27 protein-coding genes are annotated in these 25,980 nt (G+C 67.4%); 14 read left to right on the forward strand and 13 right to left on the reverse strand.

What is annotated here, in order from left to right; genetic code table 11:
- Nucleotide 1: 1 nt before the first annotated feature.
- Both ACP7AU_RS05130 and ACP7AU_RS05135 read left to right on the forward strand, forming a co-directional pair.
- Entirely contained in the window at nucleotides 2-460 is a 459-nt protein-coding gene (locus ACP7AU_RS05130; protein WP_426050722.1) for a nucleoside deaminase, read from the forward strand.
- Nucleotides 461-481: 21 nt separating this feature from the next.
- Nucleotides 482-886, forward strand: coding sequence for an MliC family protein (locus tag ACP7AU_RS05135; RefSeq protein WP_426050723.1), 405 nt, complete (start codon nucleotides 482-484; stop codon nucleotides 884-886).
- On the opposite strand, the gene ACP7AU_RS05140 is transcribed toward ACP7AU_RS05135, so the two are convergent.
- The 3 genes from ACP7AU_RS05140 to ACP7AU_RS05150 are packed head-to-tail and all read right to left on the reverse strand — an operon-like array spanning nucleotide 883 to nucleotide 3,133.
- Nucleotides 883-1,467 (reverse strand): GNAT family N-acetyltransferase, encoded by a 585-nt coding sequence (locus tag ACP7AU_RS05140; RefSeq protein WP_426050724.1) that lies wholly within the window; start codon nucleotides 1,465-1,467, stop codon nucleotides 883-885. The two genes, ACP7AU_RS05135 and ACP7AU_RS05140, sit on opposite strands and share 4 nt — an antisense overlap.
- On the reverse strand, nucleotides 1,464-2,567 hold the full coding sequence (aroB, locus tag ACP7AU_RS05145) for a 3-dehydroquinate synthase (RefSeq protein WP_426050725.1): 1,104 nt from the start codon (nucleotides 2,565-2,567) through the stop codon (nucleotides 1,464-1,466). The genes ACP7AU_RS05140 and aroB overlap by 4 nt, the downstream gene beginning before the upstream one ends.
- Complete coding sequence (locus ACP7AU_RS05150; protein WP_426039216.1) at nucleotides 2,564-3,133, reverse strand: shikimate kinase; 570 nt, start codon at nucleotides 3,131-3,133, stop codon at nucleotides 2,564-2,566. Before ACP7AU_RS05150 ends, aroB begins: the two co-directional genes overlap by 4 nt.
- Nucleotides 3,134-3,231: 98 nt before the next feature.
- On the opposite strand from ACP7AU_RS05150, the gene ACP7AU_RS05155 reads away from it, so the two are divergent.
- From ACP7AU_RS05155 to ACP7AU_RS05185, 7 genes are all read left to right on the forward strand, one after another.
- Nucleotides 3,232-4,134, forward strand: coding sequence for a tyrosine recombinase (locus ACP7AU_RS05155; RefSeq protein WP_426050726.1), 903 nt, complete (start codon nucleotides 3,232-3,234; stop codon nucleotides 4,132-4,134).
- 18 nt (nucleotides 4,135-4,152) lie between these two features.
- The gene (locus ACP7AU_RS05160) at nucleotides 4,153-4,377 is read left to right on the forward strand and encodes a DUF1902 domain-containing protein (protein ID WP_426039214.1); all 225 of its coding nucleotides are present in this window, start codon (nucleotides 4,153-4,155) and stop codon (nucleotides 4,375-4,377) included.
- 81 nt (nucleotides 4,378-4,458) lie between these two features.
- A complete protein-coding gene (locus ACP7AU_RS05165) occupies nucleotides 4,459-4,653 on the forward strand; it encodes a type II toxin-antitoxin system HicA family toxin (protein ID WP_426050727.1) in 195 nt (64 codons plus the stop codon).
- 123 nt (nucleotides 4,654-4,776) lie between these two features.
- A complete protein-coding gene (locus ACP7AU_RS05170; protein ID WP_426050728.1) occupies nucleotides 4,777-6,387 on the forward strand; it encodes an ABC-F family ATP-binding cassette domain-containing protein in 1,611 nt (536 codons plus the stop codon).
- Nucleotides 6,388-6,447: 60 nt separating this feature from the next.
- Nucleotides 6,448-7,398, forward strand: a complete 951-nt coding sequence (locus ACP7AU_RS05175) for an acetyl-CoA carboxylase carboxyltransferase subunit alpha (protein ID WP_426050729.1) — start codon at nucleotides 6,448-6,450, stop codon at nucleotides 7,396-7,398.
- 238 nt (nucleotides 7,399-7,636) lie between these two features.
- Nucleotides 7,637-8,221, forward strand: a complete 585-nt coding sequence (locus tag ACP7AU_RS05180; protein WP_426050730.1) for a response regulator — start codon at nucleotides 7,637-7,639, stop codon at nucleotides 8,219-8,221.
- Nucleotides 8,218-8,703 (forward strand): chemotaxis protein CheE, encoded by a 486-nt coding sequence (locus ACP7AU_RS05185; RefSeq protein ID WP_426050731.1) that lies wholly within the window; start codon nucleotides 8,218-8,220, stop codon nucleotides 8,701-8,703. The genes ACP7AU_RS05180 and ACP7AU_RS05185 overlap by 4 nt, the downstream gene beginning before the upstream one ends.
- Here the strand turns inward: ACP7AU_RS05185 and ACP7AU_RS05190 are convergent.
- The 7 genes from ACP7AU_RS05190 to ACP7AU_RS05220 all read right to left on the reverse strand — a co-directional run bounded on the left by ACP7AU_RS05190 (nucleotide 8,688) and on the right by ACP7AU_RS05220 (nucleotide 17,420).
- Nucleotides 8,688-10,598, reverse strand: a complete 1,911-nt coding sequence (locus tag ACP7AU_RS05190; RefSeq protein WP_426050732.1) for an ABCB family ABC transporter ATP-binding protein/permease — start codon at nucleotides 10,596-10,598, stop codon at nucleotides 8,688-8,690. The genes ACP7AU_RS05185 and ACP7AU_RS05190 overlap by 16 nt on opposite strands.
- A 27-nt stretch (nucleotides 10,599-10,625) precedes the next feature.
- Nucleotides 10,626-11,642, reverse strand: a complete 1,017-nt coding sequence (locus ACP7AU_RS05195; protein ID WP_426039206.1) for a threonine aldolase family protein — start codon at nucleotides 11,640-11,642, stop codon at nucleotides 10,626-10,628.
- A gap of 6 nt (nucleotides 11,643-11,648) precedes the next feature.
- Entirely contained in the window at nucleotides 11,649-12,638 is a 990-nt protein-coding gene (locus ACP7AU_RS05200) for a mechanosensitive ion channel family protein (RefSeq protein WP_426050733.1), read from the reverse strand.
- Between the two features lie 43 nt (nucleotides 12,639-12,681).
- Complete coding sequence (locus ACP7AU_RS05205; protein WP_426050734.1) at nucleotides 12,682-14,376, reverse strand: cisplatin damage response ATP-dependent DNA ligase; 1,695 nt, start codon at nucleotides 14,374-14,376, stop codon at nucleotides 12,682-12,684.
- Nucleotides 14,377-14,607: 231 nt separating this feature from the next.
- Nucleotides 14,608-15,111, reverse strand: a complete 504-nt coding sequence (locus tag ACP7AU_RS05210; RefSeq protein WP_426050735.1) for an RcnB family protein — start codon at nucleotides 15,109-15,111, stop codon at nucleotides 14,608-14,610.
- A gap of 95 nt (nucleotides 15,112-15,206) precedes the next feature.
- Nucleotides 15,207-17,042 (reverse strand): ATP-binding protein, encoded by a 1,836-nt coding sequence (locus ACP7AU_RS05215; protein WP_426050736.1) that lies wholly within the window; start codon nucleotides 17,040-17,042, stop codon nucleotides 15,207-15,209.
- Between the two features lie 78 nt (nucleotides 17,043-17,120).
- Nucleotides 17,121-17,420, reverse strand: coding sequence for a BolA family protein (locus tag ACP7AU_RS05220; RefSeq protein WP_426039256.1), 300 nt, complete (start codon nucleotides 17,418-17,420; stop codon nucleotides 17,121-17,123).
- A 45-nt stretch (nucleotides 17,421-17,465) separates the two neighbouring features.
- Between ACP7AU_RS05220 and ACP7AU_RS05225 the strand changes: the two genes are divergently transcribed.
- The 3 genes from ACP7AU_RS05225 (at nucleotide 17,466) to cobS (ending at nucleotide 19,802) form a co-directional block, all read left to right on the forward strand.
- The gene (locus tag ACP7AU_RS05225; RefSeq protein WP_426039201.1) at nucleotides 17,466-18,140 is read left to right on the forward strand and encodes a J domain-containing protein; all 675 of its coding nucleotides are present in this window, start codon (nucleotides 17,466-17,468) and stop codon (nucleotides 18,138-18,140) included.
- Between the two features lie 169 nt (nucleotides 18,141-18,309).
- Complete coding sequence (locus ACP7AU_RS05230) at nucleotides 18,310-18,738, forward strand: organic hydroperoxide resistance protein (RefSeq protein ID WP_426050737.1); 429 nt, start codon at nucleotides 18,310-18,312, stop codon at nucleotides 18,736-18,738.
- A 53-nt stretch (nucleotides 18,739-18,791) separates the two neighbouring features.
- Nucleotides 18,792-19,802 (forward strand): cobaltochelatase subunit CobS, encoded by a 1,011-nt coding sequence (gene cobS / locus ACP7AU_RS05235; RefSeq protein WP_426039255.1) that lies wholly within the window; start codon nucleotides 18,792-18,794, stop codon nucleotides 19,800-19,802.
- Nucleotides 19,803-20,153: 351 nt separating this feature from the next.
- Here the strand turns inward: cobS and ACP7AU_RS05240 are convergent, their stop codons facing one another.
- Nucleotides 20,154-20,708: a DUF2239 family protein gene (locus tag ACP7AU_RS05240; protein WP_426050738.1), complete on the reverse strand. Its 555-nt coding sequence runs from the start codon at nucleotides 20,706-20,708 to the stop codon at nucleotides 20,154-20,156.
- A gap of 156 nt (nucleotides 20,709-20,864) precedes the next feature.
- On the opposite strand from ACP7AU_RS05240, the gene ACP7AU_RS05245 reads away from it, so the two are divergent.
- On the forward strand, nucleotides 20,865-22,628 hold the full coding sequence (locus ACP7AU_RS05245) for a hybrid sensor histidine kinase/response regulator (protein WP_426050739.1): 1,764 nt from the start codon (nucleotides 20,865-20,867) through the stop codon (nucleotides 22,626-22,628).
- Here ACP7AU_RS05245 and ACP7AU_RS05250 read toward each other — a convergent pair.
- Entirely contained in the window at nucleotides 22,625-22,987 is a 363-nt protein-coding gene (locus tag ACP7AU_RS05250) for a phage holin family protein (RefSeq protein ID WP_426039197.1), read from the reverse strand. The two genes, ACP7AU_RS05245 and ACP7AU_RS05250, sit on opposite strands and share 4 nt — an antisense overlap.
- A 152-nt stretch (nucleotides 22,988-23,139) precedes the next feature.
- On the opposite strand from ACP7AU_RS05250, the gene ACP7AU_RS05255 reads away from it, so the two are divergent.
- Nucleotides 23,140-23,448 carry a CsbD family protein gene (locus ACP7AU_RS05255; protein WP_426039196.1) on the forward strand — a complete coding sequence of 103 codons (309 nt, stop codon included), beginning with the start codon at nucleotides 23,140-23,142 and terminating at the stop codon, nucleotides 23,446-23,448.
- A 217-nt stretch (nucleotides 23,449-23,665) separates the two neighbouring features.
- On the opposite strand, the gene clpA is transcribed toward ACP7AU_RS05255, so the two are convergent.
- Nucleotides 23,666-25,978, reverse strand: a complete 2,313-nt coding sequence (gene clpA, locus ACP7AU_RS05260; RefSeq protein WP_426050740.1) for an ATP-dependent Clp protease ATP-binding subunit ClpA — start codon at nucleotides 25,976-25,978, stop codon at nucleotides 23,666-23,668.
- Nucleotides 25,979-25,980 lie beyond the last annotated feature (2 nt).

Raw genomic sequence — 25,980 nt, forward strand, 5'->3', positions numbered from 1 at the left:
CATGCGCATGGCATTGGACCTGGCGCAAGCGGCGGCGGACGCCGGAGAGGTGCCAGTGGGCGCCGTCGTGGTCGATGAAGCGACCGGATCCGTCATTTCCGTCGGCGCCAACGGCCCCATCGGAGGCCTTGATCCCACCGCTCACGCAGAGATCGAGGCCATTCGCGCGGCGGCCCTGGCGACCGGAAACTATCGTCTCACGGGCCTGACTCTTTATGTGACGCTGGAGCCCTGCGCCATGTGCGCCGGGGCCATCAGCCATGCCCGAATCGGCCGCGTCGTCTGGGCGGCGGACGATCCGAAGGGCGGCGCCGTCATCCACGGCCCCCGCCTGTTCGAACAGCCGACCCTGCATTCGCGCCCGACGACCGAGGGCGGCCTGTTGGGGGAAGAAGCAGCGGCGCTGCTGCGCAGCTTCTTCCGGGAACGGCGGTCCGTCCGGCCCGTTAGCCAAGCCTGACCGTAACGCCTAGAGAGACTGATGCGTCACCTGATCCTGATTGCGGCCGCGACTTCGGCCCTCTGCGGCTGCGGCCCCAAGCCCGCCAAGGCCCCGACTGACGGCGAGGCCGTGCGCCAGCGTGCGATCGACGCCCAGACTGCGCGTCGTCGCACGGGCGCCGAGCTTCAGGATCGCGCGGTCAACCGCGTCATCCGAACCGTCTATCTGTGCGACAACGGTGAACGCCTGTCGGTCGATTTCGACAACCCCCGCGCCATGGCGACAGTCCGTAACTCGAACGGCGAGGCCGTTGATCTGTATCAGGAAAGAGCCGCCGACGGCATCTGGTACAAGGCCAGCGCCTATGAACTGCGCGGCAAAGGCATCCTCGCCACCTGGTCCGCCGACGGCCGCCAGCCGACGGAGTGCCGGGCGATCGACTAGGCTGACGCCGCCAGCCGAAGGTCGAGGCGGCTCCGGACATCCGGCCAATCCCGGTCCAGAACGGCGTAGAGCGCCGTATCCCGCACCCGGCCGGTCCAGGTGGTCTTGTGATTCCCGAGCACGCCCTCGAACCGCGCGCCCAGCTTGGTAATCGCCGCACGGCTGCGGGCATTGATTGCGTCAGTCAGGATTTCGACCCGCACGATGCCCGAGGTGAACGCATGCTCCAGCATCAGCCGCTTGCAGGCCGGGTTGACCAGGCTGCCTCGCGCGTCCGGCCGATAGAAGGTCGCCCCGATCTCGCAGCGCCGATGCTCAGGCCGGATCTCATAAAGGCTGGAGGTGCCGACCACCACGCCGTCCGATAACCGCCGCACAGCGTAGGCCACCTTGGTCCCGGGCTGCATGTCCCGCAGCGCCGAGGTCCAGAACGGGTCGAAATGCTCGCCGTGCGCCGTCCCGACCATGACGGCCCAGCTGTCGGGATCGACGTTCAGCGCCGCCCGCACCTCCTCCTCTAGCCCGGCCGCATAGGGCTCCAGCCGCACGCAGGCGTTTTCCAGCGGAACGATCGGGATCACGCCGCGCCTTCACTCTTCAGGAAGTCGAGGATCGGCGCGGTGTGGTCATATCGCTGCACAAGGACGTCGCCGATCCGACGCGCGAGGATCAGGGTCACGCCCCCGGCCTCCGCCTTCTTGTCCCCCGCCATACGCGCCAGCAACGCCTCGGCCGAAAATTGACTCGCCTGCGTCAGCCGGGTCGGCAGGCCGGCCGCCGCGATCACCGTCTCCACCCGTTCGGCCTCCGCCGCCGTGCACAGGCCCTGGGAAACCGAGAACCGGAACGCCATACAGCAGCCGAGCGCCACGGCCTCGCCATGGGCCAGCGCCGCCTCCTCGAAGCCCAGTTCCGCCTCGATGGCGTGGCCGAAGGTGTGGCCGAGGTTCAGTAGGGCCCTACGGCCCGCCTCCTTCTCGTCCTCGCCGACGATGGCCGACTTAATCTCGACCGAGCGAATCACCGCCCGCTCCAGTGCCGCCGGATCGCCCCTGGCCCCCGCTGCCCCGTCTCCCGCCAGCCAGTCGAAGAAGTCCGCATCGCAGATCAGCCCGTGCTTCACCACCTCGGCCCAACCCGACCGCAGTTGCACATCCGGGAGGGTCGCCAGCACGTCGATATCGGCCAGCACCAGCCGCGGCTGGTGAAAGGCCCCGACCAGGTTCTTGCCCCGGGGCGTATCGATCGCCGTCTTCCCGCCGACGGAGGAGTCGACCTGGGCCAGCAGGGTCGTTGGAACCTGCACGAAATCGATGCCGCGCATGTAGAGGGCCGCCGCCAGACCGGCCAGGTCGCCGACGACCCCCCCGCCTAGGGCCACCACGACGTCCTTGCGATCCAGCCCCGCCGCCAGCAGCCGGTCCATCAGCCGTTCCAACTCGGCGAAGGACTTGGACGCCTCGCCCACCGGCACGGCCACGATCTCCGACCGCACGCCCGCTGCGGCCAGCGACGCCTGCAGCGCCGGCCCGTGGAGCGCCGCCACGGTCTCGTCCGAGACGATCACCGTCCGACCGCGCGCAAGCGGCGCGATCCGCGCGCCCGCCTCGGCCATCAGCCCGCGCCCGACCACCACGTCATAGGCGGCGAACGATCCGCCGGAGACCGCAATCACCGTCATGCCGAGGCTCCGTTCGCCCAGTAGTGGTTCAGGGCCGCGACGATCGCGTCCACCGCCTGGGCATGAGCGCCTGCGCCGACGTCCACAGTCAGATCGGCCGTCGCCTCGTAGACGGGGTAACGCACCTCGGCCATCGCCTTCAGCGCCACGAGCGGGTCCTTGCCGCGCAGCAGGGGCCGGGTGTCACGCCGTTGCACCCGCTGGGCCACGATCTTCAGATCGGCTCTCAGCCAGACCGAGGTCGCATGGGCCTTCATCAGCTCCCGCGTGTCGGGATTCAGCACCGCCCCGCCGCCGGTGGCGAGCACGATCGGCGGCCCCTCCAGCAGGCGGCGCATCACCCGCGCCTCTCCGGCCCGGAACTCGGCCTCACCCATCCGGGCGAAGATGTCGGACACGGTCATCTGGGCCGCCGCCTCGATGGCCTCGTCGCCATCGACAAAGGCCAGGCCCAGCCGGTTGGCGAGGCGACGCCCGACCGTCGATTTGCCCACACCCATCAGCCCCACCAGCGCTATGGTGCGGGTCGGCGCGGGAATCGCGGCGGCCGAGGCGCGTGCGCTCACGGTCGGTCTCGGCGGGAGGAGTTACGGCAAGGCATGGTCGCTCCAGTCTCTACACCAAGCGCCGCCGCTCGCCAGCGCCCGTCTGACGGCGCCCGACAATGACCACGCCCCAGGTCGAAGCCTTCCTGGAGATGATGGCTGTGGAGCGGGACGCCTCGCCGAACACGCTGTCGGCCTACGCCCGTGATCTCGCGGATGCGGAGGCGGCCCTCGGTGCGCTGGGCCTGATGGCCGCGGACGAGACCGCGATCGAGGCCTGGTTCGCCGGGCTCTCGCTTCGGGGCCTGTCCGCCGCCACGGCCGCGCGCCGTCGCTCGGCCGTGCGCCAGTTCTACCGCTTCGCCATGGCCGAGGGCTGGCGCGCCGATGACCCCTCCCGGCGCCTCGACGCCCCGAAACAGGGCCGCTCCCTGCCCCGCACCCTGAGCCGCGAAGAGGTCGTGCGGCTGCTGACCGCCTCCGCCGCCCGCGACGGCGCCTCGGGCGTGCGCATGATCGCCCTGGTCGAACTGGCCTATGCCTCGGGGATGCGGGTGTCGGAACTGCTGGCCCTGCGGGTCGAGGCCGTGCGCCGCGATCCCGCCTACCTCATCGTGCGCGGCAAGGGCGGCAAGGAGCGGCTGGCGCCATTGAACGCCTCGGCGCGGGAAGCGGTGAAGGCCTGGCTGATCGTGCGCGACGCCGCTCGTCCGGAAAAGGCCCCCGACAGCCCATGGCTGTTCCCGTCAGGCACGACCGCCAACCATCTGACCCCCCGTCGCTTCGCCCAGATGCTGGATCAGGCGGCTCTGGACGCGAACATCGACCCCGCCCGCGTTAGCCCCCACGTCCTGCGTCACGCCTTCGCCACCCATCTGCTCGAAGGCGGCGCCGACCTGCGCGTCGTCCAGACCCTGCTCGGCCACGCCGACATCGCCACGACCCAGATCTACACACACCTGGCGACCGACCGCCTGACCCAGGTGGTCAACCGGCACCATCCCTTGGCGCGGGACGACTAGGCGCGCATACTCAAGCTCATGAGCCAGTCCTTCTACGTCAAGGCGATCTGGGACCCCGAGGCCGAGGTCTGGACCAGTGAGTCCAATATTCAGGGTCTGGTGCTCGAAACGGCAACGCTCGGCGAGTTTGAAAACCTGGCGCGTCATTTCGCACCTGAGCTTCTTGCGGAAAATCTGGGCGTTCATGGTCAGGTTCCGATCCGGTTTGAGGCCGTCGGCGGCTTCGACGTCATCGCAGCCTGATGACGCTATCGATCCCGCCCGTGCGTTGAACGGCCCCGGTGGTTGGCTTCATCGATAGCGAACACCATTGGACGCCACTCGATGCCACATGACTTTTACGCTGAATTGACGGGTCTGCTCTCCGCTGCGGGTTGGCGTCGCGCGGAAAGCGCCAAGGGTAGCCACGAGAAGTGGCGGCATCCCGACAAGGCCCATGCGATCATCGTGCCTCGCTCAAAAAGCCGACACACCGCCAATGAAGTTCTGAAACAGGCCGGGTTATACAAGGCTTTCTGATCGCCTTGATCCCGCCGACGCCCTCCCCTAGCCTCTGACGCTCACCCCGAACGAAGGCCCGCGCCGACCATGTGATCCCCTCCCGACCGCAACCGCCCCTCAAAGCCTTGCATCGGGAAAGCCATGTCCGCCTCCATCGTTCTGCACGACCTCGCCTGGGCCCCGCCCGGCAGATCGCCTCTATTCTCCGACCTCAACCTCGCCTTCGGGCCTGAGCGCACCGGGCTCGTCGGTCGCAACGGCGTCGGCAAGACCACCCTGCTGCGCCTCATCGAGGGCCGCCTGACGCCACAAGGCGGGACCGTGACCGTCAAAGGCCGCGTCGCTGTTCTGCGCCAGACCGTTCAGGTCGATGGGAGCGAAACCATAGCCGACCTGTTCGACGCAAAGCACGCCCTCGCCCTCCTCGCCCGCGCCGAGGCGGGGCTGGCCGACGCCGACGACCTGGGCCGCGCCGACTGGACGCTAGAGGCGCGTATAACCTCGGCGCTCGGGCGGCTGAGCCTCGACGCCACCCCGGACACCCGTGTCGCGAGCCTATCCGGCGGCCAGCGCACCCGGGCCGGCCTCGCCGCCCTGCTGTTCGAAGAGCCGGACTGGCTGATCCTCGACGAGCCCACCAACAACCTCGACCGCGAAGGGCGAGAGGCGGTGATCGACCTGCTGGCCGAGTGGCGCTCCGGAGCCATCGTGGTCAGCCACGACCGGGAACTGCTGGAGATGATGGACGCCATCGTCGAGCTGGCCACTCTCGGCGCGACCCGCTACGGCGGCGGCTGGAGCGCCTGGCGCGCCCGCAAGACGCTGGAGCTTGAGGCTGCCCGGCGCGACCTCGCCGACGCCGACAAACGCCTGACCGGCCTCGCCCGCACGGCCCAGCGGAACGCCGAACGCAAGGCCCGCTCCGACAGCGCCGGTCGCGCCTCGGCCGCCGGCGGCGATCAGCCCAAGATCCTGCTCGGCGCCAGGAAGGACCGCGCCGAGGACACCGGCGGCGAGCAATCCCGTCTCGCCGAGCGCCGCCGGGACCAGGCGGAAGGGGCGGCGAGGACAGCCCGCGAACGGATCGAGGTGCTCCAGCCGCTGACCGTGACCCTGCCCCCGACCGGCCTGCCCATCGGTCGAGAAATCCTGGCCCTCGAGAGGGTGTCCGCCGGCTATGTCCCCAGACACCCCGTCCTGACCGGCCTGTCCCTGCGCATCGCGGGTCCCGAACGTGTCGCGATCACCGGTCCAAACGGCTCCGGCAAGACCACCCTGCTCGCCCTGATCACCGGCGCGCTGGCCCCGACGTCGGGCAGGGTGCGGCTCTCGACGCCTGCGGCCATGCTGGACCAGCAGGTCGCCGTCCTCGATCCTGCCCTGTCGATCCGCGACAATTTCCGCCGCCTGCACCCCGAGGTCGACGAGAACGCCTGCCGCGCCGCCCTGGCCCGCTTCATGTTCCGCGCCGACGCCGCGCTCCAGATCGTCGGCGATCTATCGGGCGGTCAGCGACTCCACGCCGGCCTGGCCTGCGTGCTCGCCGGCCCGGCGCCTCCGCCCTTCCTCATTCTCGATGAGCCGACCAACCATCTCGACATCGACTCCATCGAGGCGTTGGAGGCAGGGCTGCGGGCCTATGACGGAGCCCTTCTGGTGGTCAGCCACGACGAGGCCTTCCTCGACGCGATCGGGATAACGCGCCGTATCGACCTCTGTTCTCCCGAACCCCCGCTTGCCCCCCTGCGTTGACCTCTCTAGGTTCCGGCACCTTGCGACAGGGCCGTTTCGCCCGCCCCTTCCGGACGCCTCATGGCCACCCACTATCTCGAATTCGAAAAGCCGATCGCCGATCTGGAGGCCAAGATCGAGGAACTCGGTCTGCTTTCGGCCACCTCCGGCTCGTTTGAGACCGAGATCGACGGCCTGCGCCGCAAGGCCGAGCAACTTCGCAAGAAGACCTATGCCGAGCTGGACCCGTGGAAGAAGACCCAGGTCGCCCGCCACCCCCAGCGTCCGCACTTCATCGACTATCTGGACGCCCTTTTCACCGACTATGTCGAGCTGCGCGGCGACCGGCAGTTCGGCGACGATCAGGCCATCCTGGGCGGTCTCGCCCGCTTCCGCGGCCAGGCCGTGGTCGTCATGGGCCATGAGAAGGGCCACGACACCGCCACCCGCCTAACCCACAATTTCGGCATGGCGCGGCCCGAGGGCTATCGCAAGGCCGTGCGCCTGATGGACATGGCCGACCGCTTCGGCCTGCCGGTCCTGACCTTCGTTGACACCGCCGGCGCCTATCCGGGCCTGGGCGCCGAGGAGCGCGGCCAAGCCGAGGCCATCGCCCGCTCGACGGAGCGCGGCCTGATCCTGGGAACACCGATGATCGCCACGGTCACGGGCGAAGGTGGATCGGGCGGCGCCATCGCCCTGGCCGCAGCCAACCGCGTGCTGATTCTGGAACACTCGATCTATTCGGTGATCTCGCCGGAGGGCGCCGCCGGCATTCTGTGGCGCGACGGCGCGCGGGCCAGGGACGCGGCCAACGCCATGAAGATCACCGGTCCGGACCTGCTGGCGATGAAGATCGTCGATCGGATCATCCCCGAACCGCTCGGCGGCGCGCACGCGAACCGCGAGGCCGCCATGCAGTCCGTCGGTGACGCCGTCTGGGACGAACTGCAGCAGCTCAGGCCCCTGACCGCAGTCGAGTTACGCAAGCAGCGCTCGGACCGGTTCTACGCCATCGGTCGTCAGGCCTAGAGGCTGATCGATTGACACGGAAGCGCTTCGCGACTCTGTCGAAAGCGTGAACCAGCCTCTTTCTAAGATCTGATGCCGATCCTGCTCCAGGACAATCTGGCGGCGGCGCTTTGCCACGTTCCATTTTGGGAACCGGACTCTAGCGTTAACGCGTCGTAGAGAAGAAATTTTCATTTTCGGCCCTCCGCGACCAAGGCCACTCCATGTCCCCTTTGATTGCCCGGACCCAGCGTCGTCCATGAGCGCTGCCGACGAGCCACTGCGCGAAAGCGCGGTCTTCAATCTGACCGAGGCGGTCACGATGGTCGTCGACGATTCGCCGTTCAGCATGGAGGTGACCATCCAGGCGCTCCAAGGCTTCGGCATTCGCACGCATCACGCGCCACGCAGCACGGCCCAGGCGATGGAGTTGCTGAAGTTCCACTCCATCGATCTCCTGTTCATCGACTGCGAAATGGAAGGCTCCGACGGTCACGGCCTTGTCCGCTGGCTCCGCCGCTCCGGCCTGGAGCCGAACGCCTTCGTCCCAGTGATCATGACCGCCAGCCATGTACGACGCTCAAAGGTGGCGGACGTGCGCGACTGCGGCGCCAACTTCCTCGTCACCAAGCCTTTCAGCCCCGCCGTGGTTCTGGAACGCATTATCTGGGTCGCGCGTGACAACCGGCCGTTCCTGGAGGCCGGGGACTTTTCCGGCCCGGACCGCCGCTTTGCCCCCGCGGCGCCGCGTGACGAAGGCGAACGGCGCGCCGATATGATCCGCCTGATCTCTCACCTGGCCGACAGTGCGGCCGCCGCTTCCGCCGAGGCGCTGTCATCATGACCGCCGTGATGTGGAAGCCGCGCACTTCGCGCCTGTCGACCATCATCGATCAGCCCGGCGGCCTCAGCGTCGGCGTCGCCATGGCCCAGGCCCGCGCCAATCTCGACAACCTGAAGGCCGAAAGCCAGTCCATCGTCGCCGAACGGATCGCACGGCTCTCCGCCCTTCAGGCCCCGCCCACAGATCAGGACCCGGTTCTGCGGTTGAACGAGGCCTATGAGATCGGCAGCGCGATCATTGACGCGGCCGGCCCGTTCGATCGCGACGACCTGTGCAAGGCCGCCGCCGGCCTGTGCGACCTGATCGACGCGGCCCTCCCCGGCGCGCCTTTCGACTGGCGTATCATCACCGTCCACGCCCAGGCGCTTCAACTGATCCTCGGCCTGCCTGAGGATGCGGAGGAGACCCGCACCGAGATCCTGGCCAATCTGCACCAGATGGTGGCGCGCAAGATTCCGGCGGCAGATCAACCCGCCGACTGACGGTCCGCGTCGAGGCCTATCCGCGCGCCGCGCGTCTGCTTCTTCCACAGAGCCGCGTATTCGCCGCCAACCCGGGCCACCAACTCATGGTGCGCGCCGCGCTCGACGATCCGGCCGGCCCTCAGCACCAGGATCTGCTCCGCATCGGCGATGGTCGACAGCCGGTGAGCCACCACCAGGGTCGTCCGACCCGCCTTGGCCTTGCGCAGGGTCTTCTGGATCGCGGCCTCGGTGCGGCTGTCCAGCGCGCTGGTCGCCTCGTCCAGGATCAGGATACAGGGATCGGCCAGCAGGGCCCGGGCGATGCCGACCCGCTGACGCTCGCCGCCGGACAGCTTCAGACCCCGCTCGCCGACACGCGTCTCCATCCCGTCGGGCAAGCTGCGGATAAACTCCGCCAGTTCCGCCGCCTCCGCCGCCGCCCAGACAGCCGCCTCGTCCGCCTCGGGGCGGGCGAAGGCGATGTTGACCGCCAGTGTGTCGTTGAACAGAGCCACGTCCTGCGGCACCAGGGCAACCGCGCGGCGCAGCGAGGCCTGGGTCACATCGCGCACGTCTGCCCCGTCGATCACCACGCGTCCAACCTGCGGGTCCAGCAGCCGCAGCGCCAGTTTGACGATCGTCGACTTGCCCGATCCCGAAGGCCCGACCAGGGCCGTCGTCGTGCCCGGCTGGACGGTGAAGGACACATCCTCCAGCCCGTTTGCGCGCGCGTCGTGACGGAAGGACACGTCCTCGAAGGCCAGCGCCCCACCACTCTGCCCCTCGGGCCGGACGAGATCCGCGGCGCCCGGCGCATCGGCCACCTGCGGCGTCTGGCGCGTAACCTTCAGCATCTCCTCCATGTCGATGAAGGACTGGCGGATTTCCCGATAGGCGAAGCCCAGGATGTTGAGGGGCGCATACAACGAGATCAGGATCAGCACCGCCGCCGTCACGTCGCCCGGCCCCATCCGCCCGGCCGCCGCCTCAAACCCGGCCATGACAGCCATGACGCCAAGACCGATATTCATGATCAGGGCCTGCACCGCGTTCAACAGCGCCAGCGAACTGTTGGCCTTCAGCGCGGCGTCGTTATAGGCGCCAAGGGCCCGGTCGTAGCCCAGCGCCGCCCGCGTCTCGGCGCCGAACGACTTCACGGTCTCATAGTTGATCAGGGCGTCGACGACCTGGCCTGCCGCCTCGGTATCGGCCGTGTTCATCGTCCGCCGATGCTCGATCCGCCAGTTGGAGATCGAGAAGGTCAGGATCGAGTAGACGACCACTACGACCACCGCGACGGCCGCGAACCGCCAGTCGTATTTCCCGCCCAGGACCGCCGCCGCCAGGATCAGCTCCAGCCCGGTCGGCGCGAGGTTGAACGCGAGAATCCTCAACAGGAAGTCGACCGAGCGCGACCCGCGGTCGACCGTCCGCGACAAGGAGCCAGACCGCTTTGTCTGGTGGAAATCGAGCGACAGGCTCAGGGCGTGGGCGAAGGTCTCGGTCGCCGCTGTCCGCTGCGCCGCCGCCCGTACCGGCGCGAAGACCACGTCCGAAAGCTGCGGCGCGCTCGACGACAGGAACCGCACGATCGCCCAGCCGACCGCGAAGCCCGCGAAGCCCAGTCCGACCGAAACGCCCGCCGGCTGATCCGCCGCCAGATGGTTGACCGCCGCGCCCAGCACCAGCGGCGCCAGCACCCCCAGCCCCTTGCCCGCGATCGTCAGCAGGATGGACACGGTCAGACGCAGCTTCAGCTGCGGTGCGCCGGATCGGGCCACCAGCCGGATCAGATCCATCAGAGCGGGGATGGTTTTGGGATCGACGGGCGCCTCGGCCGCGGCGCCGGCGTTCTGCGCCTTGGCCTCTATGCCGCCCCCACCCCGCTGTCCCGATCGTTCACCACGCGCCATGCGACCGATATGGACTGCGCCGGGGTCTCACGAAAGGCCCGCGATCGCCTCGATGATTTCATCCACCGCCGCCTCTTCGGTGGCCCATGAGCAGACAAACCGCACAGAGCCGTCGTCGAAGCGGTAGCAGGCCCAGCCCACCTCGTTGAGACGCGCATGCGCCTTTACGGGCATGCGCACGAAGACCGCGTTGGCATCCACCGGATGGGCCAGGACAAAGGGAGAGCGCGTCGCGATGCCCTCTGCCAGGCGTGACGCCATCCGATTGGCGTGGGCGGCGCCGTCCTCCCAGGCGTTGGACTCCAGCATCCCCAGAAAGGGCGCGGCCAGGAAACGCGCCTTGGACGCGGTCTGCCCCGCCTGCTTCAGCCGGTTGTCCACCCTGCGGGCCAGGGTCCTGTCGAACATCACGATGGCTTCGGTGCAGAGGCCGCCGGCCTTGGCTCCGCCGAACACCAGGACATCGACGCCTAGCCGCGCGATCTGGGTCAGGTCGAACCCCGCCGCCGCCGCGTTGGCGAGCCGCGCGCCGTCAAGATGAACGCCATAACCCCTGGCCTTCACCGGCTCGATCAGGTGGCGCAGTTCCTCCTCGGTATAGACCGTGCCGTATTCGGTCGACTGGGTCAGCGACAGGGCGGCCGGCGGCTGGCGGTGTCCGACCTCCGGCTCCTCCAGCGCGGCTTCCAGCGCCTTCTGATCGATCTTGCCCGACGGGCCCGGCAGGCCGATCAGGCCCAGGCCCTGGCCGAAGAATCCCGGCGCGCCGGTTTCGTCCGTGCAGATGTGAGCCGCGTTGTGCGCCAGCACCGCCTCGTGCGGATAGGCCAGCATGGACAGGGCGATGGCATTGGCGGCCGTGCCGGAAAAGACGAACCGGATCTCGGCGTCCGCATCCAGCCTCGCCCGGATCTGCTCGGCCGCGCGCGCGGTGACATCATCCGCCCCATAGGCCCGGGCGAACCCGGCATTGGCGTCGATCAGCCCCTGCAGGGCGGCGGGGGCCATACCGGCCGTGTTGTCCGATCCAAAGTCGTAGCGCATCGCGGATCAGGCCTCGTTCTGGTCGTCGTCGGGACGGGTGTCGAGCCCCGCGCTGCGGGGATTCGTCCGGCCGCGCAAACCCTGGACGCCCTCCGTCGCCAGAGGCAACGGCGCATAGTCGTCGCCATAGGGCACGGCGACCTGGTGCGGGAACGGGATCTCGATACCCGCCGCATCCAGCGCCTCCTTCGCCGCCTGGAAGACATCGGCCCGGGCCTGCCAGTAGTCATCGGACGTGGTCCACGCGGTCAGGGTCATCTCCACCGAACTGTCCAGCAGGTCGGTCACCCCGGCCCAGGGCGCAGGATCGGGCAGGACCGCATCAATACCGCTCGCCGCACCGACCAGCGCCTCCTTGGCGATGTTCAGGTTGTCGCCGTAGCCGACCCCGAGCTTCAGCTCCATCCGCCGGTTCTTCTGGCCCGAGAGGTTCAGGATGATGTCGCCGAACACCTTCCCGTTCGGGGCCATGATCTTCACATTGTTGGCGTCCGACAGCTGGGTGAAGAACAGGTCCAGCCTCTGCACCTTGCCGACGTTGCCGCCGATATTGACCAGATCGCCGACACGATAGGGCCTCAGCACCAGCAGCATCACCCCGGCCGCCACGTTCGAAAGCGTCCCCTGCAGCGCCAGGCCGACGGCCAGGGAGGCCGCGCCCAGCACGGCGATGATCGAGGTCGTCTGCACACCCAGCCGCTGCAGCACGGCGATGAAGCCGATCAGATAGACGAGCACGCGCACAACCTGCACGGCGAAACTCAGCACCGTCGGGTCGTGGCGGAATCCGCGCACGCGACCCAGGGCCTTGCGAGTCGCAGACGAGGCCCAGCGCGCGGCAAACACCGTGGCGACCAGGATGATCAGGGCGACCGACAGATTGACGGCGAAGTCGCCCGCGATCTGGGTCAGCCTGGCCAGCATCACCGCATCGACGGCGACCGCCTGCTGTCCCGTGGCGAGGAGTGTGTCGAAAGTATCGAGTGTCGAAGACATGAGCGGGGTCTAACGCCTTGGTCCCGATTTGGAACCCCGCCTGTCAGGAACTCTGTTTCGCCACCCGTCCACCGCCGCTCTCCAGCGAGTCCAGCAGGTCCATCACGTCGTCCAGCGTATTGGCCTCCCGCGCCGGCTTGTCCCAGCGGATGCGGCTGACGCGGGGGAACCGCATCGCCACCCCTGACTTGTGCCGCGGCGACCGCTGCAGGCCCTCGAACGCGATCTCCAGCACCAGGCCGAAGTCCCGCTCGGCCCGGACCGATCGCACCGGTCCGAACCGCTCGACCGTGTGGTCGCGCACGAACTTGTCGAGCTGTTTCAGCTCCTCGTCGGTGAAGCCAAAATAGGCCTTGCCCACCGGGGTGAGCGTCCCCTCGGACGTCCAGACGCCGAAGGTGTAGTCGGAATAGAAGCTCGATCGCTTCCCGTGCCCGCGCTGGGCGTACATCATCACGCAGTCGACCGTGTGCGGATCGCGCTTCCACTTGAACCACGGCCCCTTGGGACGCCCGGCGACATAGGGACTGTCCCAGCGCTTGAGCATCAGCCCCTCGGCGGCCGCCCCCACTGGCGGATCCGCCCGCAAAACGCCGAGCCCCTGCCAGCTGTCGAACGCCACCACCGGCGAGAGGTGCAGCCGCTCGCCGGTGTGGCCCGACACCACCGCCTCGAGCCGCGCGCGGCGTTGGAGCAGCGGCAGACCGCGCAAATCTTCCCCCGCCTCTCCCAGCAGGTCGTAGGCATAGAGCGACGCCGGATAGGCGGCCATCAGCTTCGCATCCACGGTCTTGCGGTTCAGGCGCTGTTGCAGGTCCCCGAACGGCGCGACGACGCCGTCGCGCATGACCAGCAGCTCCCCGTCGATCGCGCCCTCGAAGGTCAGGGCGCTCATCAGGTCGGGGAAGGCGGCGGTCACCTCATCCCCATGTCGGGAGTAAAGCCGCGCCACACCATTTTCGCGCACGGCCTGGACCCGGATGCCGTCCCACTTCCATTCGGCGGCATAGTCGGCGGGGTCGAGCTTGTTGAAATCCACGGCCTCGTCGATGGCTACGGCCAGCATGACCTGCCGGAATCGCCCGGGCGCCTCGGTGTCCGGCCGTTCCTGCCGACCCTCGACCCAGGCGAACAGTTCGGCATAGGGCGGTTCGACGGCATGCCACACCTCGACGATGTCGGCGGCGGTCAGCGGCTCAAGGGCTTGCGTCGCCTCCCCGCCCCCCGGCTCCGGCGCCCCGGTGACCGTCCCGGGCCGCATCATCGCCACCGCCGTTCGCGCCAGCTGCGCCGACAGTCCGACCCGCATCCCGCCCGTGACCAGCTTCAGCAGCGCCCACCGCCCCTTGGGGGCCAGAGCGTCCAGCCAGCCCTCGATCAGCCCCTGCACCTCGCCGCGCTTCGCCAGGGCCAGGGCATCGACCACCTCGCCCAGCTCCGGCTCCCGGTTCGGCCGATGGTCGGGGCTCCCCGGCCAGATCAGGGCCACCGTCTCCGCCAGGTCGCCGACATAGTCGTAGGACCAGCCGAAAAGCACCGGATCGACCCGAGCCTCCACAGCCTTGCGGATCATCGCCGGCTTCGCGGCATTGAAGGTCAACTCACCGGTCAGGGCCGCCAGGGCCCAGCCCCTGTCGGGTTCGGACGTGGCGCGCAGATAGTCTCTCAGCAACACCAGCTTGGCGTTCCGCGACCCGGTCAGCGCTAGGCGGTCGAGCAATTCGGCGAAGGCGCGCATTGTTCTCCACGGGAAGAAGCCTGAGACCACTCACCACTCCGTGCACCGCAGCGAAGGCCGGGGTCTAGATGCAAACTCCGAAGATGCCGATTGGTCTCCGGAATGCCTACTCACGACGAACATCGAATCCGCGATCTGGACCCCGGCCGTTGTGGGGGTGCACGGTGATTGATCGTGCGAAAACGTCCCGGAAGTTTCCCTCCGGGGCGCAATCATCAAGCGGGGATCAAACTAGTTGAACAGACCCGCAATCACGGCGGTGATCAGACCTCCGGCGACGGCGGCCAGCACCACGTCATTGCCCGAGCGGACGTATTGGTATCCACGTGGGGGCGCGCGCAGGCCGTAACGGTTGTAGTCGTTCACGACATAGCCGCGCGAATAGTAGCTCGGCATCCGCTGGCCATAGCTCCACTGGCGGACCTGATAGCCGCGCGGCGGGGCATAGCGACCGGCGTTGTAACGACGCTCCGACCGCTGCCAACGGTCATAGGCCCGGACGTCCTGACGGTACTCGCGACGGTCCTCGCGGTTGTCCTGGCGCCATTCCCGACGGTCGTCACGACGATCTGAGCGATCATCGTGTCGGTCGTCACGACGATCATCGTGACGGTCCTGACGGTGTTCCTGACGATCCTGACGGTCGTGGCGCGACTGGGCGTCGGCGGCCGAGGCGACACCCATGCTGCCCGCCGCGATCAGGGCGGCCAGTGCGACGGTGGTGAACTTCTTCACGGCGAACTCTCCTAATGGTCGGGGACTTCCGACTTCCCCCCCACATTATGATCCCACGATTGAGCCGGGCCTGAACGACGCCGCTCACCTCAGGTTCAGGCGGCCGCCGCCGTTTCGCCCAATTCGGCCACCTCAGCCGCCGCGCGCACGCCGGTCCGGCCGCCGTGCACCTTTTGCATCAGCCGGGCCAGGGCGGCGAAGTCGATCGGCTTGTTCAGATAGGCGTCGGCGCCCGCTTCGAGGCCCGCCTGATGGTCCTCGTTTCGCGCCGAGGCGGACAGGACTGCGATCGGCGTCTCCGCGTTCGGCCCCTTGGTGCGGATCAGGCGCGTGGCGCTCAGACCGTCCATGACCGGCATGTTGACGTCCATGATGATCAGGTCGAACCGCTGCTGGCCAGCCATTTCGACGGCGATCTGACCGTTCTCGGCGGTGACGGTCGCATGGCCCGCCGAACCCAGCCAGGCTTCGAGGATCATGCGGTTGACCGGGTGATCCTCGACCACAAGGATGTTCAGGCTTTCCCCGTCGCCGACCTCGGCATCGATGGCCTCGGCCTCGGTCACGGCCTGCCATTCGACAACGTCCGCCTCGACCACGAGGGTGAAGGTCGAGCCCTGCCCGACCGTGGAGGTCACGGTAATGTCGCCGCCCATGATGTTGGCCATGCGCCGCGCGATGGTCAGTCCCAGGCCCGTGCCGCCGAACCGGCGGGTCGACGAGGCGTCGGCCTGGGTAAAGGGCTGGAACAGACGTTCGAGATCGGCCTCGGCAATGCCCGAACCGCTGTCGGTCACCGAGAAGGTGAAGGCCACGCGGCGGTCGTAGATGCGGGTTGATTCGGTGCGGAATTCGATCACGCCGGCGTCGGTGAACTTCACCGCATTCGACAGCAGGTTCTGGAGCACCTGGCACACGCGCAAGGGATCGCCCTTCACCACGGCCGGGGTTTCGCCGACGAAGGTAGAGCGGAACTCCAGCCCCTTGGCCTCGGCCTGGGCGACGAACGGGCCCGTCACGCGGCGATGCAGATCCTCGAGCGAGACGTCGATCATCTCGAAGGTCATCTTGCCGGCCTCGATCTTGGTCATGTCGAGGATGTCGTTCAGCAGGCTCAGCAGGTTGTCGCCCGAGTTGCGGATGATCGACAGATATTCCCTCTGCGTCGTCTCCAGCCGCGTCGCGCCCAGTAACTGGGCCGCGCCCAGGACGCCGTTCATCGGGGTGCGCAGTTCGTGCGAAATGACGCCGAGGAAGTTCGACTTGGCCTGGTTGGCGGCGTCGGCCTTGTCGCGGGCGCCCTGCAGTTCCTCGATCAGGTGGGCCTGATGCTCCTGGAAGGCGCGAATCCGCTCCTCGCGCAGCATGGTCATGGTCACCAGAACGAACATCCCGGCCGAGGTGAAGGGCAGGATGGCCAGGAACGGCCAAAACAGCGGCCCGCCCCACAGGCTGGCCGCGATGATAAGCGCCGCCACCGTATAGGGCGACGAGATCACGATCGCCTGTTTCGGCGAGCTTCTCAGCTGGGCAAAGACGAGCACATAGCCGCTGACCAGCAGGGCCACGGCCAGCGGATGTCCGAACGGATGAGGCGAGAACCACGCCATCAGGGGCGCGGAGGCCCAGGCGGCGGTGGTCACGGTGGCGACAGCGGGGAACAGCAGGCCCCAGCCCGCATCAACCCGACCCGCCATGCCCTTTTCGACCTTGCCGCGGATCGCGCCGGCGCCGATCGTACCGATGAACCAGATGATGGCCTCGACCCAGCCGACCGTGCCCAGCAGGCCGATCGCCCAGCTGCCGATGATGATGTAGCGCAGATACTGGGTTTGCAGGATCGCCGTCAGGGCCTGCGCAGCCTCGCTGGCGCTGACGCCCGCCGAGCGACCCGAGTCGAGGCTTTTGCCGATATCCTCGGATCCAACCATACGTTCGCGCCATCCCTGTAAGTCCCGAGAGCGACGCTATGACGAACCTTCTAAGACGAAGTGAACGCTGGTTTCTTCTCAACCCCCGGCTTCATCAGGGGTGAGGGCCTTGATCGACAGGGCATGGACCGGCCCCGCCAGCTCATCGGCCAGCACGGCGTTCACCGCCCGCTGACGCTGCACCCGCCCAAGGCCCGCGAAAGCCTCCGACACGATAGTCAGGTTGAAGTGGCTCTCGCCGCCCGGCGTGGCGTCCATTCCGCCTTCGTGATGGTGTCCGGCGTGCCTGGCGCTGTCATCTTCAAGCTCCAGCCGTGTCGGCAGGAGCGCGGATATGAGTTTTTCCCGCATAATCGACGCGATAGGGCCTTCCAGCATGTCGGTTTCCTTGATGGTGACCAATTCGACCCTACACTGGGATCAATGCCAGCGTCATTCGAGTACAAACCCCGTTTCAAAGACATGCGGATCAAACCGCCCAAGGCCGGCGAAGCCGAAGCCGCGGCCGATGTCCTGCACCTGAAGCCCGGCGAGAAGCCGTGCGACTGGCCCGATTGTCTCAAAGCCGCGACGGCGAGGGCGCCGAAGTCGCGCGAGCGGCTGAACGATTTCTATGATTTCTGCCAGCCGCACGCCGCCGAGTACAACAAGAGCTGGAACTTCTACGCCGGCATGAACGAGGCCCAGGTTCGCGCGGCCAAGGAAAACGAGGCCATGACCGGCGGCCGTCCCACCTGGGAAATGAAGGCCGGCAAGAATTCGCGCGAAGCCGCCGCCTTCGCCTCGAAGATGGGTACGACCCGGGCGGAAGGCGCCGCCGGCTCGTGGCAGGACAGTTTCGGCCTGTTCGGTCGCCGCGTCCGCGAACAGGCGGTCAATGAGGAAGACACCCTGCGAATCGGCAAGCTGGAGCGTCAGGCCCTGGCGGACCTCGATCTGGACCTCCGTACCGACAAGGCGGGCATCAAGGCGCGCTATCATGAGCTGCTGAAACGCTTTCACCCCGACCTCAACCAGGGCGACCGCGGCGCCGAAGCCAAGCTCCAGCGCGTCATCAAGGCCTACAAGACACTGAAGAAGGCCGGTCTGGCCGGCTGAAACCCCGTCTCCTGCCTGCCACACACCAGTGGGGACGCGGCAGCGAGCCCTTGTGAGCTGACGGAAGGGGTGTTGCCGTCGCAAAGAACCCCTCCGTCTCCACCACCCCATCGCTGGCGCGACAGGGAGGAGACACTACGTAAGCGGTCCCCACACCCAGGAGCGCTCCATGAACATCCTCTACAAGGCTCACGCCACCTCGACCGGCGGCGGCCGCGACGAAGGCCGCTCGGCCACCGACGACGGCAAGATCGACGTCCTGCTGTCCCTCCCCGCCGAGATGGGCGGCAAGGGCGGCGCGGGCACCAACCCCGAACAGTTGTTCGCTGCCGGCTATGCCGCCTGCTACATGGGCGCCCTGCGTCTGGTCTCGGGCAAGGCGGGCACGCCGGTCGGCCCCGACACGAAGATTCACACCACGGTCGGCATCGGCCCGAACACGCGCGGCGAAGGTTTCAACCTCGACATCGCCATCAAGGTCACCGACCACGGCCTCGACAAGGCGACCATCGACGCCCTGATCGAGGCCGCGCATAAGGTCTGCCCCTACTCCAACGCCACCCGCGGCAACGTCGAGGTGGAGCTGTCGGCGGAATAACTGACGCACCGGGCCGCGCGCGTGTTGAGCCGCGCGCGCGGCGCCTCTAGATGATGCCCATGGCTCCTCTCCTCGACGCGACCCCCGATCCGCTGCTGACGTTCGAACCCCACCGCAAGGTCTCCGTGCGCGAGGTCTTCGGCATCGATTCCGACATGATGGTGCCCAGGTTCGACACGGTCGACAGCCATGTCCCCGAGACCGATCCGGCCTACAAGTTTGACCCCCAGACGACCCTGGCCATCTGCGCCGGCTTCGCCTTCGACCGTCGCGTCATGGTCCAGGGCTATCACGGCACCGGCAAGTCGACCCATATCGAACAGGTCGCCGCCAAGCTGAACTGGCCGACCATCCGCGTGAACCTGGACAGCCACGTCAGCCGTATCGACCTGGTTGGCAAGGACGCCATCGTCCTGAAGGACGGCAAGCAGATCACCGAGTTCCGCGAGGGCATGCTGCCCTGGGCCCTGCAACGCCCGATCGCCCTGTGTTTCGACGAATACGACGCCGGCCGCCCCGACGTAATGTTCGTCATCCAGCGCGTGCTGGAGGCCCAGGGCCGCCTGACCCTGCTGGACCAGAACCGCGTCATCCGCCCCAACAAATGGTTCCGGCTGTTCGCCACCACCAACACCATCGGCCTGGGCGACACCTCGGGCCTGTATCACGGCACCCAGCAGATCAATCAGGGCCAGATGGACCGCTGGAACATCGTCACCACCCTGAACTACCTCGACCACGACGTTGAGGCCGAGATCGTCGTCGCCAAGGCGCCCGAGTGGAACACCGCCGACGGCAAGCGCGCCATCGCCGCCATGGTCCGCGTCGCCGACATGACGAGGAACGCCTTCATGAACGGCGACATCTCGACGGTCATGAGCCCACGCACGGTCATCACCTGGGCCCAGAACGCGACCATCTTCGGTGGCGACCTCGGGTTGAGCTTCCGGCTGACGTTCCTCAACAAGTGCGACGAGCTGGAACGGCCGACCATCGCGGAGTTCTACCAGCGGGCGTTCGGGGAGGATCTCCCCGAGGCGGCGACGCGGGTGAAGGTGGGGTGACAACTGCCGAACTGAAGACGTGGGGCAACGTCAGTGGACGCAGGACGCCGCCAAGCTTCTTTCCAGAGATTGGGACCTGGGCGACGACCAGGAAGAACCCGACTTCGTTGTTATTTGATGATTTTCCAGAGAGGCCTTGTGAGCGAAATCTCGCCTAAGCCGCTCTCGGCGTAGTCATCGCCAAAGCCGGCCCGATCTCGAGGCCCCCCCCCTCACCGTGCACCCCGGCGAAGGCCGGGGTCCAGATCAAGGACACAGGCCGCCGGGATGGGCCACCTGACTGTTATTCAGAGCCAAATGTCTGCTCCATCTGGACCCCGGCCTTCGCCAGGGTGAACGGAGAAGTGTGGGTCAGGCGACGACCAAACCCGCCGCATAATCCCGGACCCCCTCAGGCCACCCCGCCACCGCCGCCTCGAACCCCGCAGCGTCCCCCGCGAACAGCCTCCGCGTCGCCTCCTCATACCCCGGCAGATCTCCCGCCACGGCGGTCATGAAGCGGTAGGCCGCCTCCCGGCCCTTGCGCACCCGATCCGGCCCCTCCGCCTCGCGCAGGGTGCCTTCGACCAGTTTCCTCAGCGCCACGGACGCCCCGCCGGGCTGAGACGCCAGCCAGTCCCAGTGGCGCGGCAACAGGGTGACCTCGCGCGCCGTCACCCCCAGCCTCGGCCGCCCCGGCCCCCGCTTCTCCTTCTCGACCGGCAGCGCGAGACGTGCCAGTACGGCCTCAAGGTCGCCGCGCAGGTCGAACTCGACCGGTCGCGCGTCGGCGTCGTCGAAGACCAGCACGCTCTCGCCCGCCTCGAACGCCGCCTTAACCGCCCCCGCGATATCGCGCGGCCCGCCCGAGGCTATCAACCGGTGGCCGGCGAAGGCGGTGCAGGACTGAGCTGTGGCGGCGGACATCGGTGTCTCCCAAACGAGGCGATAGATTTACCCGGACGAAACGTCCGCGTCAATATAATCCGGACTAAATTATGGAAAGGTGATTCCCGCGTGTTGATCCCTCCTTAAACTGCGACGGTTAAGCGCGACCTTGGTCAAGCGTCACAGTGAGCGATCATGGTCCGAAACAGTGATTACGTGCGCGCTTATGCCGGACGCTACCGGGCCATATTCCCGGTGCGCATCGCGTTCATCGTGGCCTTCTGCATCCTGGCCGTCTGGATCCTGGACTGGACCTGGGCCGCCAATTTCGCCGTCTGCCAGCTCGGCCTCTACGCCCTGCTGTGGTCGGTGGTCGAACGGGCGCGCCTGCATCCGGAAACGCCGGGCGCCTTCGTCGCATTGAAGCGGTGGACCGAGACCGTCGCCCTGACGCTCGCCCTGCACACCAGCGGCTACATCCTGATGCTGCTGACGCACCACCCCCAGTACCTGAGGCACGCGCTGCTGCTGATCATAGGCAACCTGATGGTGGGCGCCCTTCAGGTTCACATCAGCCGCCGGAGCTTCGCCGCCGCCGCCGTCCCGCCCATCATCGCCTTCGCCTTCATCGTCTGGAACCGGGTGCATTGGGACCCTGCTTTGCTGGCCAGCATCGTCATATTCGTCGCCGGCGTCATCGGCGCGGGCTGGCGGCAGCTGGAAAGCGACCGCCAGACAGTCGAGCTGCAGGTCGACCTGATCCAGCGGTCACGGGCCCTCGAGACCGCCCTGACCGAAGCCGAGGCCGACCGCGCCCGGGCCTACCGCGCCAACATGGCCAAGTCCCGCTTCCTGGCCATGATCAGCCACGATGTGCGCACGCCCCTGAGCATCATCATGGGCGTCGTTGAGATGCTGAAGCGCAAGAAGCGGGCCAGGGCCGAGACCGAGCTGGTCGCCGACATGAGCGACGCCGGCGCCATTCTGCTGCGTCTGCTGAACGGCGCCCTGGACCTGTCCAGGATCGAATCCGGCCAGGTCGACGTCCGCCTCGCCCCCGTCGACGTGCGGGAGGGCATCGAGGGCATAGGCCGCGTCTGGCGGCACCGCGCGGGGGAACTGAACCTGGATCTGCAGGTCGATTGCGAGGGCGACCCCGCCGACTTCCGCGTCCTGGCCGACGCCGGCCGGATCGAACAGGTGGTCATCAACCTGCTGTCCAACGCCCTGAAGATGACGCCGAAGGGCACGGTGCGCTTGCACGCCCGCGCGCGTGCGGCCAACGACGACGCGACTGTCCTGGACATCGAGGTCGAGGACCAGGGTCCCGGCGTGCCGGAAGATCAGCACGCCCGCATCTTCGAACCATTCGAACAACTGGACGATGGCCGCGCCGCCGGCGGCGCCGGTCTCGGTCTCGCGATCTGTCGCTCCAGCGTGGAGGCCATGGGCGGAACCCTCGGGGTCCGCACGGCCGAGGGCGGCGGCGCCGTCTTCTGGTTCCAGATCACCGCCCAACGCGCGGACCCGGTCGTCCAGACCGTCGCGCCGGCCTATGCGCCCTCCAACGGCCGCCTGTCAGTCCTGGCCGCCGATGATCACCCCGCCAACCGCAAATTGCTGGCCCTTTTTCTGGGCCAACCGGAGGTCGAGACCACCCTGGTCGAGAACGGCGCCGAGGCCGTCAAGGCGGCGGCCGCCCACAGCTACGACCTGATCCTGATGGACGTGATGATGCCCGTGATGGACGGCGTCGCGGCCCTGCAGGCAATCCGTGCGACGGGCGCCTCCGTGCCGATCCACATGCTGACCGCCAACGTGTTCGAGGAGGACGTGGCCCGCTACATGGCCGCCGGCGCCGACGGGGTGCTCAGGAAGCCCATCGAGATACCGGCCCTGCACGCGGTCCTGGCCCAGGTCAGCGAGGCGAACGCCCCGCCGCTGCTGATGGCGAGCTAGATCTCTCGAACGCGGCTCTCGTCCGGGATCACCGAGCCGGCGATCCAGCTGACCACGCCGGTGACGATCGCCGCGCCCACGCCCGCCCACAGACCCTCGACCACGAATCCGCCGAGGAACATGGCCACCAGGCCGATGGTCGCGGCATTCACGACGAGCAGGAACAGTCCAAAGGTGATCACCGTAAGCGGGAAGGTCACGAAGACCAGGATCGGTCGCACGATGGCGTTGACCAGCCCCAGCAGCACCGCCGCCGCGATCAGCGACCCGGTCGACAGGAACGCCACCCCCGGCACAAGATACGCCGCCAGCCACAGCCCCAGCCCCGTCACCACCGCCTGCAGGATGAATCTCAGCATCGTGGTCTTGCTCCCGGTTTCGCCATTATTTTCACGCTTGATATCGTCCTGCATAACCGCCCTCGCAACCATCCATGTGCGAGGAACCCGGGCGGTTCGCGCGCGCTAAACGGACACGCCTCCCCGGCACACACCCTGAAAGGATTTTTCGCATGACTGACCAACGTATCGACGGCGCCGCCAACGGCGTCAGCGGCAAGATCAAGTCCGGCCTCGGCAATCTCACGGGCGACACGAAGCTGCAGCTCGAAGGCAGGTTCGACGAGGTGAAGGGCAAGGCGCTCGACTACTACGGCCGCGCCATCGACCAGCTGGAAACCCTGTCCGACCGCGCCCCGGAAGACCTGCGCGGCCCGGTCAAGACCGGCCTCGACTTCGCCCGTCGCAAGCCCCTGCTGACCACCGGCATCCTCGCCGGCATCGCCTTCCTGATGGCCGGCTCGGGCCGCCGCCGCTACTAGGCTTCGACCGCCAGAACACGAAAGGCCCGGGATCGCTCCCGGGCCTTTTTGCAATTCAATCCTCCCTGTTCGCCGCTTGGCGAATGGGGAGGTGGCGGCGAGCTCTTCGCGAGCTGACGGAGGGGTTCTTGGCGCACGCGGAAAGAACCCCTCCGTCTCTCCGCTTCGCTCCGAGCCACCTCCCCATCGCTACGCGACAGGAAGGAGACATCGGTCCCTATACCGTCTCGCCATCGACCGTTTCCTTCACCGGACCGCCCGAGGCGGCCTTGATGTCGAAGACGATCTTGCCGTCCTTCAGCTCGACCTTCACATGGCCGCCGCGCGTCAGGCGTCCGAACAGGATGTCGTCGGCCAGCGGCTTCTTGATGTTCTCCTGGATGACCCGGCCCAGGGGGCGGGCGCCATACAGTTCGTCGAAGCCGTTCTTGGCCAGCCAGTCGGCCGCGTCGTCGGACAGTTCGATGGTGATGTTGCGGTCCGCCAGCTGGGCTTCCAGCTGCAGGACGAACTTGGTCACCACCTGACGAATGACCTCGGGCTGCAGGGCCTTGAACGAGACCACCGCGTCCAGACGGTTGCGGAACTCCGGCGCAAACAGGCGCTGGATGGCCTTCTCGTCCTCGCCCTCGACCTTGCCGCGGCCAAAGCCGATCGAGGCCCGGGCGTTGTCGGCCGCGCCCGCATTGGTGGTCATGATCAGAACCACGTTGCGGAAATCGACCTTCTTGCCGACGGCGTCCGTCAGCATCCCGTTGTCCATGACCTGGAGCAGGATGTTGTAGACGTCCGGGTGGGCCTTCTCGATCTCGTCCAGCAGGACCACGGCGTGCGGATGCTGGTCGACGGCGTCGGTCAGAAGCCCGCCCTGGTCATGCCCGACATAGCCCGGAGGGGCGCCGATCAGGCGGCTCACCGTATGCCGCTCCATGTATTCCGACATGTCGAAGCGCAGCAGCTCGATGCCCAGGGTGGCGGCGAGTTGCTTGGCCACCTCGGTCTTGCCCACGCCGGTCGGGCCGGCGAACAGGAAGGAGCCGATCGGCTTCTGGGGATCGCGCAGGCCGGCGCGGGCCAGCTTCATGGCCGAGGCCACCTGTTCGATCGCCGAGTCCTGACCGAAGACGGCCCGGTTCAGGTCCTTCTCCAGTTCGCGCAAGCCTTCGGTGTCGGACTTCGACACCGACTTCGGCGGGATGCGCGCCATCTTGGCGACGACGGCCTCGACCTCCTTCTGGCCGATGACCTTCTTGCGCTTGTTCTCGGGCAGCAGCATCTGCGACGCCCCCGCCTCGTCGATCACGTCGATCGCCTTGTCGGGCAGTTTGCGGTCGGTCATGTAGCGAGCCGACAGCTCCACGGCCGAGCGGATCGCCGCATCGGTGTAGCGCAGCTTGTGGTGGCTCTCGTAGGCGGTCTTCAGCCCCTTGAGGATCTTCACCGTGTCCTCGACCGTCGGCTCGTTGACGTCGATCTTCTGGAAGCGACGCACCAGGGCGCGGTCCTTCTCGAAGTGCTGGCGATACTCCTTGTAGGTCGTCGACCCCATGCAGCGCAGGGTGCCGGACGCCAGGGCGGGCTTCAGCAGGTTGGACGCATCCATCGCCCCGCCCGAGGTCGCGCCCGCGCCGATCACCGTATGGATCTCGTCGATGAACAGGATCGCGTTCTCGTGGTTCTCCAGCTCCTTGACGACCTGCTTCAGCCTCTCCTCGAAGTCGCCGCGATAGCGGGTGCCGGCCAGCAGCGCGCCCATGTCTAGGCTGTAGATGGTCGCGCCTTCCAGCACGGCCGGGACCTCGTGGTTGACGATCTTGAGCGCCAGGCCTTCGGCGATGGCGGTCTTGCCCACGCCGGGTTCGCCGACCAACAGCGGATTGTTCTTGGTCCGGCGGCACAGGATCTGGATCGCCCGGTCCACCTCGGCATGACGGCCGATCAGCGGGTCGATCTTGCCCTTGCGCGACTTCTCGTTGAGGTCGACGCAATAGGCTTCCAGAGCCTCGCCGCCCGATTTCACGGCGGCGGCGTCCTCGGCCTCCTCCGGCGACTGGCCGGCAGTCTTGGCCGGACGTTGCTCGCTCATGCCCGCCTTCTTGGCGATGCCGTGGGCGATGTAGTTGACGGCGTCGTAGCGCGTCATGTCCTGCTCCTGCAGGAAATAGGCGGCGTGGCTTTCGCGCTCGCTGAAGATGGCGACCAGCACGTTCGCGCCGGACACTTCCTCGCGGCCCGAGGACTGCACGTGGATCACCGCGCGCTGGATCACGCGCTGGAAGCCGGCGGTGGGCTTGGCGTCCTCACCGTCCGAGGTGGCGAGCGCAGCCAGGTCAGTGTCGACATAGAGCGTCAGCGCCGTCTTCAGCGCGACCAGATCGACATTGCAGGCCTTCATCACCCCGCTGGCGTCATTATCATCGATGAGGGCCAGCAGCAGGTGTTCGAGCGTCGCATACTCGTGGCGGCGTTCGTTGGCGTAGGAGACCGCGCGATGCAGGGTATCTTCAAGAAAACGTGAAAATGAGGGCATGG

The sequence above is a fragment of the Brevundimonas sp. SL161 genome, from assembly GCF_049896985.1.
Classification (GTDB): Bacteria; Pseudomonadota; Alphaproteobacteria; order Caulobacterales; family Caulobacteraceae; genus Brevundimonas.